This is a genomic window from Streptomyces sp. NPDC052701 (genome assembly GCF_040678355.1).
Taxonomy (GTDB): domain Bacteria; phylum Actinomycetota; class Actinomycetes; order Streptomycetales; family Streptomycetaceae; genus Streptomyces.
In genome coordinates this window covers 34,097-49,666 of sequence record NZ_JBFATO010000011.1, presented here as the reverse complement: position 1 = coordinate 49,666, position 15,570 = coordinate 34,097, and the positions used below count along the sequence as shown (strand labels likewise).

Annotated in this window: 15 protein-coding genes and 1 pseudogene; 7 read left to right on the top strand and 9 right to left on the bottom strand. The window is 73.0% G+C overall.

Features of this window, described 5'->3' with window-relative positions:
- Positions 1-234 precede the first annotated feature (234 nt).
- Entirely contained in the window at positions 235-2,286 is a 2,052-nt protein-coding gene (locus tag AB0L29_RS15115) for a hypothetical protein (protein ID WP_365827120.1), read from the bottom strand.
- A 1,261-nt stretch (positions 2,287-3,547) separates the two neighbouring features.
- On the opposite strand from AB0L29_RS15115, the gene AB0L29_RS15110 reads away from it, so the two are divergent.
- Together AB0L29_RS15110 and AB0L29_RS15105 are read left to right on the top strand one after the other, a co-directional pair.
- A complete protein-coding gene (locus tag AB0L29_RS15110; RefSeq protein WP_365827118.1) occupies positions 3,548-3,850 on the top strand; it encodes a YciI family protein in 303 nt (100 codons plus the stop codon).
- A gap of 65 nt (positions 3,851-3,915) precedes the next feature.
- Positions 3,916-4,155 carry a tetratricopeptide repeat protein gene (locus tag AB0L29_RS15105; RefSeq protein ID WP_365827116.1) on the top strand — a complete coding sequence of 80 codons (240 nt, stop codon included), beginning with the start codon at positions 3,916-3,918 and terminating at the stop codon, positions 4,153-4,155.
- Between the two features lie 154 nt (positions 4,156-4,309).
- Here the strand turns inward: AB0L29_RS15105 and AB0L29_RS15100 are convergent, their stop codons facing one another.
- The 7 genes from AB0L29_RS15100 to AB0L29_RS15070 form a co-directional block, all read right to left on the bottom strand.
- On the bottom strand, positions 4,310-4,990 hold the full coding sequence (locus tag AB0L29_RS15100; RefSeq protein ID WP_365827114.1) for an ATP-binding cassette domain-containing protein: 681 nt from the start codon (positions 4,988-4,990) through the stop codon (positions 4,310-4,312).
- Positions 4,983-5,966 carry an ABC transporter ATP-binding protein gene (locus AB0L29_RS15095; RefSeq protein ID WP_365827112.1) on the bottom strand — a complete coding sequence of 328 codons (984 nt, stop codon included), beginning with the start codon at positions 5,964-5,966 and terminating at the stop codon, positions 4,983-4,985. Before AB0L29_RS15095 ends, AB0L29_RS15100 begins: the two co-directional genes overlap by 8 nt.
- Positions 5,963-6,871, bottom strand: coding sequence for an ABC transporter permease (locus AB0L29_RS15090; RefSeq protein ID WP_365827110.1), 909 nt, complete (start codon positions 6,869-6,871; stop codon positions 5,963-5,965). Before AB0L29_RS15090 ends, AB0L29_RS15095 begins: the two co-directional genes overlap by 4 nt.
- Positions 6,861-7,829, bottom strand: a complete 969-nt coding sequence (locus AB0L29_RS15085) for an ABC transporter permease (RefSeq protein ID WP_365827375.1) — start codon at positions 7,827-7,829, stop codon at positions 6,861-6,863. Before AB0L29_RS15085 ends, AB0L29_RS15090 begins: the two co-directional genes overlap by 11 nt.
- A gap of 38 nt (positions 7,830-7,867) precedes the next feature.
- Positions 7,868-9,454 (bottom strand): ABC transporter substrate-binding protein, encoded by a 1,587-nt coding sequence (locus AB0L29_RS15080; protein ID WP_365827108.1) that lies wholly within the window; start codon positions 9,452-9,454, stop codon positions 7,868-7,870.
- 123 nt (positions 9,455-9,577) lie between these two features.
- Positions 9,578-9,967 carry an ATP-binding protein gene (locus tag AB0L29_RS15075; protein ID WP_365827106.1) on the bottom strand — a complete coding sequence of 130 codons (390 nt, stop codon included), beginning with the start codon at positions 9,965-9,967 and terminating at the stop codon, positions 9,578-9,580.
- 393 nt (positions 9,968-10,360) lie between these two features.
- The gene (locus AB0L29_RS15070; RefSeq protein ID WP_365827104.1) at positions 10,361-10,795 is read right to left on the bottom strand and encodes a MarR family transcriptional regulator; all 435 of its coding nucleotides are present in this window, start codon (positions 10,793-10,795) and stop codon (positions 10,361-10,363) included.
- A 375-nt stretch (positions 10,796-11,170) separates the two neighbouring features.
- On the opposite strand from AB0L29_RS15070, the gene AB0L29_RS15065 reads away from it, so the two are divergent.
- From AB0L29_RS15065 to AB0L29_RS15055, 3 genes are all read left to right on the top strand, one after another.
- A complete protein-coding gene (locus tag AB0L29_RS15065; RefSeq protein ID WP_365827102.1) occupies positions 11,171-12,340 on the top strand; it encodes a PP2C family protein-serine/threonine phosphatase in 1,170 nt (389 codons plus the stop codon).
- Between the two features lie 258 nt (positions 12,341-12,598).
- Positions 12,599-12,856: a hypothetical protein gene (locus AB0L29_RS15060; RefSeq protein ID WP_365827395.1), complete on the top strand. Its 258-nt coding sequence runs from the start codon at positions 12,599-12,601 to the stop codon at positions 12,854-12,856.
- A gap of 46 nt (positions 12,857-12,902) precedes the next feature.
- Positions 12,903-13,355 (top strand): ATP-binding protein, encoded by a 453-nt coding sequence (locus AB0L29_RS15055; RefSeq protein WP_365827100.1) that lies wholly within the window; start codon positions 12,903-12,905, stop codon positions 13,353-13,355.
- Positions 13,356-13,430: 75 nt separating this feature from the next.
- Here AB0L29_RS15055 and AB0L29_RS15050 read toward each other — a convergent pair whose 3' ends face one another.
- Complete coding sequence (locus AB0L29_RS15050) at positions 13,431-13,934, bottom strand: MarR family transcriptional regulator (protein ID WP_365827373.1); 504 nt, start codon at positions 13,932-13,934, stop codon at positions 13,431-13,433.
- A 243-nt stretch (positions 13,935-14,177) separates the two neighbouring features.
- Here AB0L29_RS15050 and AB0L29_RS15045 point away from each other — a divergent pair, with 243 nt between their 5' ends.
- Both AB0L29_RS15045 and AB0L29_RS15040 read left to right on the top strand, forming a co-directional pair.
- Entirely contained in the window at positions 14,178-14,555 is a 378-nt protein-coding gene (locus AB0L29_RS15045; protein WP_365827098.1) for a hypothetical protein, read from the top strand.
- A 149-nt stretch (positions 14,556-14,704) separates the two neighbouring features.
- Positions 14,705-15,470 (top strand): annotated as a pseudogene (locus tag AB0L29_RS15040) (TSUP family transporter); the annotation flags it as partial.
- Positions 15,471-15,570: the final 100 nt, after the last annotated feature.

Genomic DNA, 15,570 nt, shown 5'->3' with positions numbered 1-15,570 from the left:
TTGTCCGGCGCACCCACTTGATGTCTTCCGGGTCGCTCCCGGTGTGACGGCAAGCGGCAGCGGATCGCAGTTCGGCCCCGAGGCGTACCGGCTTCCCGAGGACCAACCTCGGGAAGCCGGCGTTGCCGCCCTCGCCCTGGCCGGGCGGGTGGGCCTCACCGTCTGTCCGCGTCGCATTTCTCTGCGCGCTTCTGGGTTCTATACCTGTCTAAGAACCCAGGAGCCACGAGAGATTCAAGCAACCTCGTCCTGAGACGGGGTGTCTTCATCAGCTGGCTGGCCCTCGAACTCGTCGTCCGGTTCCTCGCATTCCTCATCGTCACGGTCTGCGTCGAGGTCGTACGGGTCTTCGGCGATGATCCCGTGCCGCTGGACGCTTCGCTGTTGCCAGACGGGCAACTTGAACAGCACGTCCTGCAGGATGTTCCGCCACGCCTCGCAGTCGGCCCGATCGGCGCCCAGCGAATCGATAGCACGGGTCCCATCGTCGGCCCTGACCGCCTCCACAGCCTTGACCGCACCCTCAACAGCCTGAATCGAAGTGGCCAGGTCGTGCAGGGCGTTCCCGAGAACCTCAGCCGCGTTTTGGGGAGCCGGTGTCAGCGATGGGCCTTCGCCAGCAGCTGGGAAGGTGCGACGGAGATCTGCGTCGGAGACGAGGATGTCGCGACCGTCCTCGTTCTGCGTTACCTGGCCCGTCTCGTCGACCTTACGGGTCCTGCGGCCCGCCGCAGAGTCGAGGAGTGTCTGCTTCAGCTGGTGCACGCCGTGCGGGGTACTGCGCATGCGGTCGATGACCTCGCCTGGATGCCGCCGGTCGGGTTGATCATTGTTCTTCGTGCCACGGTCACCCGTAAGCTGGCCGTTGATCACCAGGGGATAGGCACTGCGGGCCGCAAGCTCCCGGGTCGCCACGCCTGGTTCTCCTCTTGTCACCTCCGCAAGTGCGGCTTGGGCAAGCTCCTCCGTACCGCGGAACGTGGCCTCCCAGTCCTTGGCCAACTCGCCCGGGAACGCCGACTTCAGGTACTTCCGCATCCGTTCGCGTCGGCGGGAGTCCTCTTCCGAAACCGAACGCATGACCAGAGAGGAAGCCACGTCGAGCAGCAGCTTGGTGGTGATGTTTTTGCGGGTGCTCTGTCCGGTGATGGCAACCCGCACAGCGGCATGAATCGACTGATCGCGTTCGGTGAAGAGCCGGACGATGGCGGCCGCCCGGACGGATGGGTCATCGTTGAATCCGGCGGCCTTCGCCTGATTAGGGGTGAGGGCACCACGTAGCCAGTCGGCCTTGCTGGGAGTAATCAGTGTCCGCCGCTCGATCTCATCCACCACGGCGTCGGCGAGGGCCTCGTTCTCCGCAGCCTCACCCCAGGGCTTGGGCGAGTCAACGTGCCGGAGCGCAACCAACGACTTCACGGCAACGCCGAAGTCAGCGGTGGTGCCGTCGTGCGGCTCGAAACCGACGAGCAGCAGCGCAGGAAGCCGTTCACAGCGCACAGTGACTGCCACTTCGGGGTCAACCTGTGCTGGGTCGCCCGCGGTCGCAATCGCTTCGTTGAGCTTGCGGATGTGGGAACGCAATTTCGCCGTGTCCCGAATGTAGGGAACGTCGGCGGACCTGAGGGAGAGCAGGTCATGGGCGCACGTCACACGGCTCGACCCCTCGACGGTGACCGGCACCGTTACACCGGGTGTCTTGTCCTCGTGCTGGAAGGCCGTCGCGGCCAGCCACACCTCCGTCATCACTCCCTGGTGGCGGAGGGACTCGCGCCAGTCGTTGTGGTCGAGCACGTACTCCTTAGACAGTTGCGCCGCCCACGCGAGGTGTTCCTGATTCGCGAGCCTCTGCACGAGTTCCGGGCGACCCCCTGATGCCGCGATCGGCTCAGCCAACGGGCGGAAGCGCGTGCTCTCGCCAGTGCCGATCAGGTTCGAGGCTGGGTGCCGGCGCGACGGACCGATTCGGGGATTTCGCGGGTCCGGGATGATATGGCGCGCCCATACCTCAGCCCTAATGGCCAGAATCACTCCGCCGGGCACCCGCAGCCGCTCCGGGGACTCTGCTGCCCGACGGGCGGAAGACGGGTCGACGACAGCCTGCGCAAGGGCCAAAGCGGCAGGCTCGCCCATGGTGAAGTGCTCGATGAGTTTGTCGGCGAGCTTCCGTGTTGCGGCCGCCAACGCAGGAAGGGGTAGCGCTTCGACGGGGCGGGGCAGCACGGTCTCGCCCGCGCCAGGTGATGTCTCCATCAGGTGTTCTCCGATCTTCGTCCCGGTGTCCATCCAGGTACGCACCTGGACGCCGTGGTCGTCCAAGGAGATCGGTCACGCTGTTTCCCGTTCTCCCTCTCGGCTCGCCCGGGCAAGACCCGATGTGTCCGAGACGGCATCAGCACACTCGACCGCACTTCCGAGACGTACCGGCTTCGTCTGCCGGCGTTGCCGCCCACCGCCAACATGGCGAAGGTGAGGAGCGTGAGTCCGCTGATGTGACTGCCTGAAAGACGCTAGCAGCAGGGGTGACACTCACTCAGATTCTGCGGAACACCCGATTTTGGGCGCGAATTTGTGCTAAAGCAGCCAGGCTTCCTGGAGCATGTCCATAGGGAAGCGTCCACAATGTCGGCCCATCCTCCACAAGGACTACGTCAACAGCCTTCGTAGCCGGGCCGCGGACAACGCATAGGACCACAGAGCGACCACGCGTCCGAGTGGCAGGGCTCTCTGGGAGCCATCTGGGAGCCAACCCGCTCTCCGAGCCCCATCCCGGCCACGCGCCACCAACCGAGCCCACCGCTCCGACCTGCGGAAACGCCATCGAGGCTGGCAGCCTCACCAACCGAACCTCATTCGGGACGAAGAGGTCGTGGGTTCAAATCCCGCCACCCCGACAGAGAAACACCAGGTCAGGGGCCTGATCCGTGAGAGCGGGTCGGGCCCCTGAGGGGTTTCCGGGGTCGTTTTGGGAGCCGACTACGGGACCCGGCTCCCGGGCGTCCCCATCCTGCCTCTGCACGAGAGCATCAGTCCCGTTACCGAGCGAATGGATCCCGCGTCGGCGAGGCGTGTCAGCCGGCGGACGGCGCACGAGCGAAGCCGGGTGGCCTGCTGCTCGATGAGCCACTCCGATCTCCTGTACGCAGAGTGCGGGCGAGTGGCCAAGGATCGGCAGAGCACATTCCGCGCAGGACTCCCGGTACGGCCGGCATCGGCCGTAGGCGACGTTGTTGTCAGTGCCCTGCTGCACCATGGGAAGACGCTCTCCGTCCCGAGGTGCTGCGGCCCTCGTTTCGTTCAGGATGCGGGCAGTCACCCAGACGGGGACTCGGACGAGCCTCAGACGACTCCTCGGGAACGGATCGGAGCCTCATGACAGCGGTGGAGCCGCCCCCCGTCTCCCCTTGAACTTCTTGTGCGCGCTCGCCGCGGACAGCGGGGTAACCACCCCAGCGATAGTCGGCCTCCGGCCGACGAGCACCCACCCCGCCCGGACGGGACGCAATGACATGATCCTCCCCAGCCCCTGCTCAAGCCGGAGAGGATCATGCTGCATCTGCTGTCACTGCACTACACGGCTCCGGAACGGGCTGCGGAGCCCTTCATCCGCGGCCACATCGCCTACCTGGAAAGACATCACCGAGACGGCACCTTCCTGGTCTCCGGCCAGACCGTCCCCACGTCCATCGGCGGCGTGATCATCGCGCACGGCGTCGACCGTCCGACCATCGAGCACATCACCGCGCAGGACCCCTTCGTCCTCAAGAACGTCGCGAAATACACCATCACGACCATCACTCCGGGACGAGTACACCCCGCCTTGAGCTCCGTGCTGACACCGAACAGCTGACGTTCGCCCCATCCTCCGCCCACCCCACTCACGTTCCCAACCAGGCATCACAACCCGGCCAGGGGATGGGGAATCACGTGAACACGGCGGGTGGGGAATCGGCTGACCGTCGACAGGGGCAGGTGGAACAAGCCCGCGCCCTGGCCGAGGACACCCTGGCCCGACGCCGACGAGTACTCGGCGAAGACCACCCCGACACCCTGGCCACCGCCCGCCTGCTGGAGGGTCTTGAGCAGCCGGCCGTCGAACCACGTCGCGCGGAAGCGGAACACGGGCACGCCGCGCGGCACGAAGGGCACCGGTAGGCGGGCCGGAGGGCCGTTCGTCGCCCCGCCGGGGGATCACCACCATGCCCCCTTTGGAACGCCGTGGTGCCAGGTGCCGGCGACGACCGCGGTACGGCAGCGCGGTACCGCGACCGCCGAGACCACCACAGCCGCCACGGCCGCAGCCAGTGAGCTACCCGTGGGATTCCGCGCGGAGCGGCCCGCGGCACTCCTCCCAGTGGACCGTGCGGTCGCACCAGCGCTGCAGCAGGGTGCGGTCGTGGCCGACGGCCAGCAGGCCCGCTCCGGTGGTGGCGCGGTAGTCCTCGACCGCCGCCACCAGCGCGGCGGCGGTGGAGGCGTCGAGCATCGCCGTCATCTCGTCGCACACCAGCCAGCGGGGGCGCAGGACCAGGGCGCGGGCCAGGCAGGCGCGTTGGAGCTGGCCGTCGCTGACCTCGTGCGGGCGTCTGCCGAGCAGGTCGGCGGTCAGGCCGGTGGCCGTCGCCAGTTCGGCGACCCGTTCGGGTATCTCGTGTCGTCGGCCCGTGGCGCGCAGCGGTTCGGCGATCAGGTCGGTGAGGGTGAGGCGGGGGTCCGCGGAGAGCCTGGGCTGCTGGAAGACGACGCCGAAGGCGGTGCGCCGGGCGCGCGGGGCGCGGTGGCGCCAGCGGCGGACGGGTTCGCCGTCGAGTACGACGGTTCCCGCGTCGGGGCGGTGCAGGAGGGCCGCCACGCGGGCGAGGGTGCTCTTGCCGCAGCCGCTGGGGCCGAGCAGGCCCACGGCCTCGCCCGGCGCGAGGGTGAGGGAGACGTCCCGGATCACGGGTGCGTTCCTGGCGTATCCGGCGGTGATGGCGCGTAGTTCAAGCACGGACGTCCTCCGGCACGTGCGGGTGGTGGCAGGCGACCGTGCCGGTCATCGGCGGCGGGGCGGAGCAGGCGGCGGTGGCCCGGTCGCAGCGTGCGGCGAAGGCGCAGCCGTCGGGGAGGTCGCCGAGTTCGGGGGGCATGCCGGGGATGGGGGTGAACGCGCGGTCGGGCAGGGCCTGCAGCAGGCCACGGCTGTAGGGGTGACGGGGGCCCGGGGAGCCGAAGAAGGCGGTGGCGTCGGCCAGTTCGACGATGCGGCCCGCGTACATCACGGCGACGCGGTCGGCGATGCGCTCCGCCGCGGCCAGGTCGTGGGTGATCATCAGCAGGGCCCGGCCGGTTCCGTTCGCGGGGTCCGGCGCGTCGACGTGGCGCCGCAGTTCGTCGACGGTGCGGTCCACCAGGTCGCGGTCCAGGCCGGTGGTCGGTTCGTCGGCGAGCAGCAGGGGCGCGTCCCCGACCAGGGCGAGGGCGGTGGCGGCGCGCTGGGCGAGGCCGCCGGAGAGCTGGTGCGGGTAGCGGTCGAGGTGGTCCGCGGGGAACGCCGCGCGTGCGGCGGCCGCCTCGGCGGCCGTGCGCAGGGCGGCGCGTCCCCGGGTGGCGGTCAGGGCGGCGACGGTCTCCTGGAGCTGGGAGCGGATGGTGCGCACCGGGGTGAGGTGGGCGGCCGGGCTCTGCGGAACGAGGCCGATCAGGCGGCCCCGTACGGTGCGGGCGAGGGTCCGCTCGTCGGCGCCGAGCAGGTCGATGTCGCTGAGGCGGGCCTCGCCGGCGGCCTGGGCGTTGCCGGGGAGCAGGCCGAGGAGGGCGGAGGCGAGGACGGATTTGCCGCAGCCGCTCTCGCCGATCAGCGCCAGGCATTCGCCGGCCGCCACGTCGAAGGACGCGTCGGTGACGGCGGCGACGCGGCGCCGGCCCGGCATGAGGAAGCGCACCGACAGATTGCGCACCGACAGCACGGGGGTTCGCCCGGTCACAGTGTCAGCTCCGATCGGCGGCGGGGGTTGAGCCGTTCGCGCCAGGCTCCGGCGAGCCCGGCGATGGCGAGGGTGGGGAGGATGAGGCACAGGCCGGGGAAGAGCGTCGGCCACCACTGGCCGGCGAGCAGCGAGCCGCGCGCGCTCTGGATGAGGGTGCCCAGGCTCGCGGTGTGGGTGGGCAGTCCGAGTCCGAGGAAGGACAGGGCCGACTCGTGCCACATGGCGTGCGGCACCATCAGGACGGCGGCGAGCGCGGCCTGGGGCAGCACGCCGGGCAGCAGGTGCCGTACCGCGATCCGCAGGCGGGACGCGCCGCCGGAGATCGCGGCGTCGATGTAGGGGCGCGAGCGCAGGGAGAGCACTTCGGCGCGGACGATCCGCGCGGTCGACAGCCAGTGGGTGAGCGCGACCGAGATCACGACCGGCCAGACGCCGGGCCGGAACATGGCGACGACGAAGATGCCGAGCAGCAGGTGGGGGACGGAGGAGACGGTGTCGACGATCCGCATGACGGCGCGGTCGGCCCAGCCGCCCAGCGCTCCGGCGGTGGCGCCCACGACGGTGCCGACCACGGTCGCCGTCAGTGCCGCCGCCACTCCGACGAGCAGGGAGACGCGCAGGCCGTAGACGCAGCGCAGCAGCAGGTCCCGGCCGACGTCGTCGGTGCCGAAGGGGTGTGCCCAGGACGGCGGCCGCAGTTCGGCCGCCAGGTCGACGGCCTGCTGGTCGAGCTGGACCAGCGGCGGTACGAGCAGGACGGCGAGGACGGTCACCGTCATCACGGCGGCGGAGGTGCGTACCCGCAGGGCGCGGGTGGAGCGGCGGTCCGCGCCGTAGGAGCGCCAGGCCGGCTCGGCCGGGGGGCCCGGGGAGGCGGCGGGCGCCGGTGCGTCACATGTCACTGAGCTTCACCCTCGGGTCGAACAGTCCGTAGAGCAGGTCCGCGAGCAGGTTGCCGGCGAGGACGGCGGCGGTGGCGAGCGCGGTCAGGGCGGCCAGCAGCGGGAAGTCGACGGCCGTGGCGGCCTCGACGGTGGCCGCCGCGATGCCCGGCCAGCTGAAGACGGTCTCCACCAGCAGGGCCCCGGTGATGAGTTCGGGCACCCGGGAGCCGATCAGGGTGAGGACCGGCAGGAGTCCGGAGCGCAGGGCGTGGCCGAGCAGGACGGTGCGTTCGTCCAGTCCGCGGGCGCGGGCGCCGCGCACCGGGTCCTCCGCCAGGGCGTCGCCGACCCCCTGGCGGACGTAGAGGGTGAACCACGGGAGCTGGGAGACGGCGAGCACGCCCGCGGGCAGCACCAGGTGGCTCGCCACCTGCCCGAAGGTGACCTGTTCGCTGGCGGTGTCGGTCAGGCCGCCGGCCGGGAGCAGGTCCAGCCGGAGGGCGAACAGCCAGACGGCGAGCAGGGCGATCCAGAAGACCGGTGCCGCCTCCAGGCAGTAGGAGAGCGAGGTGACGGCGCGGTCCAGCGGCGAGCCGGGGCGGCGGGCCGCGAGCACGCCGAGCAGGGTGCCGGCCAGTACGGCGACGGTGAAGGCGACCGCGCACAGCAGCGCGGACCACACCAGGCGTTCGCCGATCACCTGGGTCACCGGCTGCCGCATCACGCTGGAGTGGCCCAGGTCGCCGGTGAGCGCGGACGTCAGCCAGTCCCACCAGCGGGCGGGGAACGGCCGGTCCACGCCGAGGTTGGCGCGCAGCCGGTCCAGGGTCTGCCGGTCGGCGCCGAGCGCGGCGGTGCCGGCGTACGCCTTGACGGGATCGAAGGGGGAGGCGGCGGCGATCGCGAACACGCCGAAGGTCACGACGAGGAGGACCGGGCCGGCCAGCAGCGCCCGCCGGCCCGCCAGGCGTGCCATCGCCGCCCAGGGCAGCGCTCCCGTCCCTGCTGTCCTGGTCACTTCTTCGGCTGCCAGGCCTCGACGTTCCACCAGGGGCCGCTGGCGAAGCCGTGCTCGTGGGGCTCCACCTGCGTGGTCGTCCCGTTCCAGCGGTCGGCCAGCACGTAGAGGTGGTCGATGTGGGTGAGGAAGGTGTAGCCGGGGTCCTCCACGAGCGCGCGCTGGAGCCTGTCGTAGGCGGCTTTGCGCCGGTCCGGGTCCTGGCTGCGGCGGCCGGTGTCCAGGGCCCGGTCCACCGTCGGGTTGTCGTAGCGGGCCATGTTGTTGAAGCCGTCGCCGGCGAGGGAGGAGTGCAGCAGGGTGTAGAGGCCGAAGTCGGGGTCGCCGGTGCTGCCGAAGCCCGCGAGGACCGCGTCCTTGCCCATCCGCGGCTCGATGACCTCCCAGGTGGCGCTCTCCACCCGTACGTCGATGCCGGCCTTGCGCGCGTCGGAGGCGTAGGCGAGCGCGTGGTCCTGGCGGACCTTGTCGCCCGAGGGGTAGAGCAGGGTGAACGCGGCCCGGCGGCCGTCCTTGACGCGGATGCCGTCCCCGCCCGTCTTCCAGCCCGCCCGGTCCAGGATCCGCCGGGCCTCGGCGAGGTCCCGGCTCCGCTCGACGCCCTCGGCGAACCAGGGGTCGCCGACGGGCAGCGGCCCGTACGCCGGCCTGCCCGCCCCGTCGAGGATCCTGTCGACCATGGCCTTGCGGTCCACGGCGGCGTCCAGGGCCCGGCGGACGGCGCGGTCGCCGGTCACCGGATGGCCGGTGGGCAGGGTGACGGCCCGGAAGTCGTACGACTTCGCCTCGTACGTGCGCTTGCCGCGGTCGCCGCGGAAGGTGGCGGCCAGGTTGGGCGGCAGGACCGCGCCGTCGAGGTCGCCCGAGCGCAGCCGGGTGGCGCGCACGTCGTCGTCGGTGACGACCGCCATGGTGACCGTCTTCACCTTGGGCTTCGCGCCCCAGTAGTGCGGGTTGGCCTTGAAGGTGAGCTTTTCGCCCTTGCTCCAGCCGGCCAGGACGTACGGGCCGGTGCCGACCGGCCTGGTGTTGAAGGAGCCGGTGTTGGGGTCCTGCCCGCCGGCGACGTGCTCGGGGACGATGGGCAGCACCGTGCGGGCGGCGAAGGGCGCGTAGGGGTACTTGAGTGTGAAGACGACCCGGTCGTCCCCGTCGGCCCGGACGCTCTTGAGGGCGTCCAGCTCGCTCCGGGCGGTGTTGTTGGTCCTGGGGTCGAGGACGGTCCGGTAGGTGAAGACCACGTCCGAGGCGGTCAGCGGCTCGCCGTCGCTGAACCTGACCCCCTCGCGCAGGGTGTAGGTGTAGGTGCGGCCGCCGTCGCCGACCTTCGGGAGCGCGGCCGCCAGCGCGGGCTTGAGCTTCAGGTCCGCGTCGCGGGCGAGCAGCCCGTCGAAGATCTTGGAGTTCCCGTCCTTGCCGTAGCCCAGCAGCGGGCTGAGGGTGTCCGGCTCGGAGGCCACCCCGATCACGACGGAGTCGGCGGACCCGCCCTCGCCCGCGCCGCCGCCGGGCGCCGAGCAGGCGGCGGCGCCGACGGCCACCGCCGCGGTGACGGCGACGCCTCGTATCCGACCGGTCGTCATGGACCTCACACCCTTATTGCCAAAGTCGCGTTGTTGCACAGCAACGGCAATTAAAGGTCACCAGGGTGCCCGCACACCAGTGCGGGCACCCTGCCGGGTCCCTCGCGGCCTTCCTTCCCGGGCTCAGTGCGACATCGGCAGCACCGCGTACACCGCCTTGCCGTCCGGCCCGGTCCTGACGCGGACGTCCTCGGCCAGCTCGCGCACCAGGGGCCAGCCGAAGCCGCCCGGCTCCCAGGGCTGCGAGGGGCGCGGGCGGGGTGGCGCGGGGCTCGCGTCCGCCACGCAGACCGTCATCGTCCCCGGCCCCGCCCACAGCTCGAAGCCGGTGACGCCGCCGGCGTGCCGAATGGAGTTGGCGACCAGCTCCGACACCACGATCAGCGCGGCGTCCACCTCGGCGGGATCCCTGGGGGCGACCGCGGAGAGGAAGGTGCGGGTCAGCCTCCGGGCGCACTCCGCCGTCCGCGGCCTCACCGCGGGCCGGTGCGCATCCTCACGGAAGGGGTGCACGACCACTACCTCCCTTGTCCTTGAACGAGCCTTTTGTCCGGTTACCCGCAACGCCTCGGTCAACCCTCCCCCGCACTCGTCCGGCGGGTGCCCGAGAGCTTGAACACAGTGGGAGCGATGCGACACGAGCCACCACGGCACGGGGTACCCGGATGAAGAGACAGTCACCGAGCGGGCGACCGAGCGGGGGCGGCCGACGGAACGATCAGGCCAGAACCCGGCAACAGTTGCCATTTGACAACTATGGGCAGGAGGCAACAAAGTAACCGTGTCGGACGTGTGCGGGGAAGGATCTGGAATGTTCCGGTGGGCGGAGGCCGCTCCGTGCGCTGGTCACCGACGCCGGAGGGCGCCGGAGAACCCGCTGCCGCGCCCGCAGGCGCCAGGACGCGTTCAGGCGGTCCGGCTGCCGGGACCCTGGGCGTCGTGGTGTATCTGAGCCGCCGCCGCGCGGCAGAACGCCTCCAGCCCCTCCAGCAGGGAGCCCCGCTCGGCGGCGGGCATCTGGTCCAGCACCGCCCTCAGCTCCCGCTCCCTGCGTGCGCGCAGATCGGAGAGGAAGGCGCGGCCCCGGCCGCTCAGGTGCAGGCGCACCTCGCGCCGGTCGGCCGCGCTCACCTCGCGCTCGACGAAACCGGCGGCGACCAGCCGGTCGCAGAGCCGGCTGGCCGACGGGGGCGTGGAGGCGAGGGAGTCGGCGAGGGAGCGCAGGTTGATGCCCTCCTGGTGCTCGAGCATGAGCAGCACGCGCAGCTGGGACGCGGACGCGGGGGCGGTCGACGCCCGCCCCCACAGGACCTCCAGCAACTCCGCGGCCGTGGAGGTCACGCGCGCCACCTCGTCGGCCTCTGGGCGGGGGCGGAAGGAAGTCACAGTCACACTCTCGCAGGCACCGGGATGGCCGCCAGCGTACTAGGCCCCGTCGTCGAACTCCCGTCGTCCGCCCGGCGGGCGGGCCCCGCGGCGTCGGGTGCGTGCTCCCGGCGTGCCGGGCGCCGGCCCTCGTACGGGATGTACTCGGCTCTGCGCCCGGTGCGGCGGGAGTGCGTGCAGGGCGCCGCGGGGCAGGCGGGAGTTCGACGACGGGGCCTGGGCGCGGCACCCGGCCGGAGGGGTCCGGACGACCGGCACGGCTGAACAGGCGACCGCGCCCGCGCGAGGAAGCCCGAAAGTGTCCGGCGAAAGATTGGTGTGTTTACCATCGTGAACAGATTTGTTGCCGCTGAGCGCGCACTGCGCAAGGCGGCGCCCCACGAGTTGCTCGACGCCGTCCGCCGCGTACTGCGCGAGCAGTACGCGGCGGAGTCCGTCGAGCTGTTCATGGCGGACTACGGCCTGACGGTCCTGCAACCGGTGTCCGTGCTGCCGCACACCACGGAACCGGTGGCGGTGCACAACAGCCCCGCCGGCCGGGCCTTCGGGGCCCAGGAGCCCTTCGTGGAGACCGTCCGCGACGGCCTGGTGCGCGCGCATCTGCCCGTCACCGTGCGCGGTGACCGCCTCGGCGTGCTGTCGGTGACGCTGCCGGGCGACGGCCCCGTGCGCGGCCGCCCGGACGAGCTGGCCGAGCTCGCCGAGATCGCCGAGGTCCTCGCGCACGAGGTGGTCGTCGCCGAGCGGGACACCGACGTCTACCTGCAGGCCCGTCGCAAGGACCGGCTCACCCTGGCCGCCGAGATGCAGTGGCAGCTGCTGCCGGGCCGCGCCTGCGCCCGCCCGGAGTACGAACTGGGCGCCCTGCTGGAGCCCGCCTACGGCATCTTCGGCGACAACTTCGACTGGTCGGCCACGGCCGACCGGCTGACGCTCTACGTCACCAACGGCATGGGCGAGGGCATAGAGGCGTCCCTGCTGACCAACCTGGCCATCAACGCCCTGCGCAACGCGCGGCGGGCCGGCATCCCCCTCGCCGACCAGGCGGCACTGGCCGACCAGGCGGTGTACGCCCACTACCGGGGCCGCTGCTACCTGTCGGTGCTCATGCTCGACTTCGACCTGGCCACGGGGCGGGCCCGGGTGGTGGACGCCGGGTCCCCGCAGATGCTGCTGCTGCGCGGCGGCACGGTGGAGCGCGTCACCTTCGAGGCCCAGCTGCCGCTCGGCATGTTCGAGGAGACCGACTACGTGGCGCAGGAGTTCCGCGCCGAGCCCGGCGACCGGCTCGTCTTCGTCAGCGACGGGGTGTACGCGGCGGCCTCCCCCAAGGGCGAGGCGTACGGGGAGGCGGCCCTGGCCCGGGCGATCACGGCCACCCGCCTGCTGCCCGCCGCGGAGGTGCCGCGCGCCCTCCTGCGGGAACTGACCGGCCACCGCGGCGGGCCCGCGGCGGACGACGACGCCCTGGTGGTGTGCCTGGACTGGCGCGGGCGGTGAGGCGGACGCCGTGACCCGGCGTCCGCCTCACCGCCCGCGCGGCGCCGGGCCGGGACCGGGGCCGCGGGGCCGGGGCCGCGGGGCCGGAACCGGGGCCGGGGCCGGGGCCGGGGCCGGGGCCGGCGGGCAAAGGACTGTCCAGGAACACCGGCCGTGTGTTGTTTGCGCCGAAAGCCCGGCGCTAATGTTTGTCATACGGCAATAATCAGCTTTGTGCGCGCCGCGCCCCGCGACGCCTGTCAGAGGGAGACGATGCAGGTGTCGGAGCAGGACCAGGTCTGCGAGCCGGTGGCGCACCGGGTGGGCGTCTTCCTCACCGAGCGCCGCGAGCAGATCGCTCAGCGCCGGGCGGGCGCCACCTTGTTCCGCACCGTCTTCACGGTGTCGCGGGACGAGGCGGTGGAGGCGTGCAGGGCCACCACCCCGGCCGACGCCCCGGCCGACGCCCTGGCCCACGCGCTCGGCCGGCTGCGCGAGGGCCCGCCGGAGCCGGCCGTCGCCGCGAGCCGGCTGTGACCGGTCCGCCCGGGGAGTACGCGCCGCCGGCGGACGAGGGGACGCCATGACGACCCCGGCCCCCGGCTTCGCCGCGTCCATCTGCCTGCCCATCGGTTCGGACGCCGACCTGGCCTGGGCACGGCAGCAGGTGCGGCAGACCGCGGCCGGGCTCGGATTCAGCCTGGTGCAGCAGACCAAGCTGATCACGGCGGCCAGCGAGCTGGCCCGCAACACCCTCGTGCACGGCGGCGGCGGCCGCATGGAGATCACCCCGGCGGCACAGGGGGCGTCACGCGGTCTCAGGCTGGCCTTCACCGACACCGGCCCCGGCATCCGGGACGTCGGGCTGGCGATGACCGACGGCTACACCACGGGGGGCGGGCTGGGCCTGGGGCTGAGCGGGGCCAGGCGGCTGGTCCACGAGTTCGCCATCGAGACCGAGCCCGGCAAGGGCACCACCGTCACCGTCGTCGCCTGGGCCACCGGTCCGCCGCCCTCCCGGCCGGGCGCCCGGTGAGCCGGGTCGGGGACGTCCCCGAGCACGGCTCCACCCGGGTCCGGGACGTCCGCGCGGCGGCGGGTCCCACCGCGTTCAGCGCACGCCGGGGTCCGGGACGTCCGGCGGGCCGCCCCAGGCGGCCAGGAACGCCTTCACGCCGCGCCACAGCGCCTCGCGTTCGCCGTCGGTCATGCCCGTGAGGACGGCGGCCAGGGCCTGGGTGCGCCGGACGGCGACGTCCTCCAGCACGTGTCGGCCGTGCCCGGTGAGGGCCAGCCGCACCTCGCGGCGCCTGTGCGGGTGCAGGGTCCGCTCCAGCAGACCGGCCGCCTCCAGCCGGTCGCACAGCCGGCTGGCGGTGGGCAGCCCTATGTCCAGCCGCTCGGCCAGGCCCGTGAGGTTGAGGCCGGGCGCGGCCTGGAGCGCGCGCAGCGCCCGCAGTTGGTGCGGGGACAACCGCAGCGCCGCCTCCTGCGCGGCCAGGGACCACAGGGTCGTCAGACTCTCCACGGCATCGGCGATCTCCAGCGCGACGGCCTCGGGACCGTCCCCCTCGTCCTTCACCCGGTCGTCGCCGGGGCCGCCGAGACGGGTCACGAACACATCGCTTTCAGTAAGTTTCGGGCCTTGCGGTGGTCATCCTCATTCAATCGCTCTACCCGAAGACCCGGGAGGCAAGCGGTCCCGATCGGAAGCGGACCGCAACCCGGCCGGTCCTCACGAGGGCGGGCCGGACCGGTGGCGGCGGGCCCCGCGCCGAGGGCGGCAGGCCCCCGCGCCCGGGGGCGGCCCCCGGTTCCTTCCTCGCGGCACCCTGTTTCTGCAGTAGGCTCCTGATCCATGTCGCACCCTGATGACCTGCTCGTCGGCATCGCCGCGATGGTGGAATCGGAGGGCAGCAGCCAGATGCCGCTCACCGTGGTGGTCCCCGGGGCCGTGATCACGGGACGGCTGGCTCCCGAGGCCCTGTGGAAACAGCGCGTGGCGGAGGTGCTGGGGGACTCCGCACGACTCGGTCCGTTCTCCGCCGTCTTCGCCACCGCGGACGGCGACGGCCGGCCCGCCCGGAGCGAGGCGCGCCCCACGCACCTCCACTTCCACGTCGCACGAATCCTCCAGGGCAGCTTCGGCATCCCCGACACGGGCGGCATGTACCGCGTCGCGCTGGAGGACGTCAGCGCCTGGACGGTGGGGGACATCGGCTACTCGGACCAGTGAGGCGCGGGGCCTGCCGCGAGGACTGGTGAGATCCGGCCGGGCCTCGGGAACCTCCCGGTGGCCGGGCCCGGTCGCCGTGGACGGCCCGCCCCGTCCGCGCGCGCGTAGCCGACGGCGCCCGCCGGTGCCGGGACACGCCGGCCGGCGGCCTGCCGGGCACGGTCGCCACCGCTGCGGCCGGGGTGTCCGGGGCGGTGTTCCCGCTGCCGGTCCAGCCGGGCGTCCCCGGCGTGCCCGGCCCTCGCGATCACCCCGGCGAACCTGCTGTTCGACGTCGTCGCCGGGCCGGACGCGCCGTGGCGCCACCGGCGCGCCGGCGCCTGCGCGGGGCCCCGTCCGGCGCCTGGTGCCGGGCACGCCGCCCGGTGCCGTCCCCGGTGCCGTCCCCGGCGCCGCCGTGCGCGTCCCCGCCCTGCCCGGGCCGGCCGTCTTCCGGCTGCTGATCGCCGCGCTGCCGCTGCCGCTCGGGGTGTGGCTGTGGCTGTGGCTGTGACCGTGCGTACGGACGCTCGCGCCGGTGCCCGCCCGGCCCGGCCGCCGAGCCGTCCGCGACCGCGCCGACCGCGCTCGCCCTGCCGGTGGGGGTGGCCGGCGGTGTCCACGGCATCGGCGGCGGTTCCCTCCCCGGGCCGGTCCCCGCCGCCCGCGGCCCGCCCCTGGTCCGGGTCGCCCCGGCGGCCCTCGCCGCGACCTTCGTGACCTCGGGGGCCGGCGCGGGCGCGTACGCGCCGCTGTCGCCGGTGACCGCCGGTGCCGTGGCGCCCGACTGGTGACTGGCTCGGGCTCGCCTGCGGCACCGGCGGGCTGCCGGGCGGGCATCTCGGTGCGCGCCTGCGGAGCCGGGTGCCCGAGCGGGCCCTGCGGCCGCTGCCCGGGGCTCTCGCCGCGGCCCTCGGCGCGCCGTACGCCGCGCAGGCGCCGGGGGGGGGGGCCCGGGGGGCGGCGGGGGGGGGGGCGGGGGCGGGGGGGGGGGGGCGGGCGGCGGGCGGGGGGGGGGGGCGGGCGGGGGGGCCGT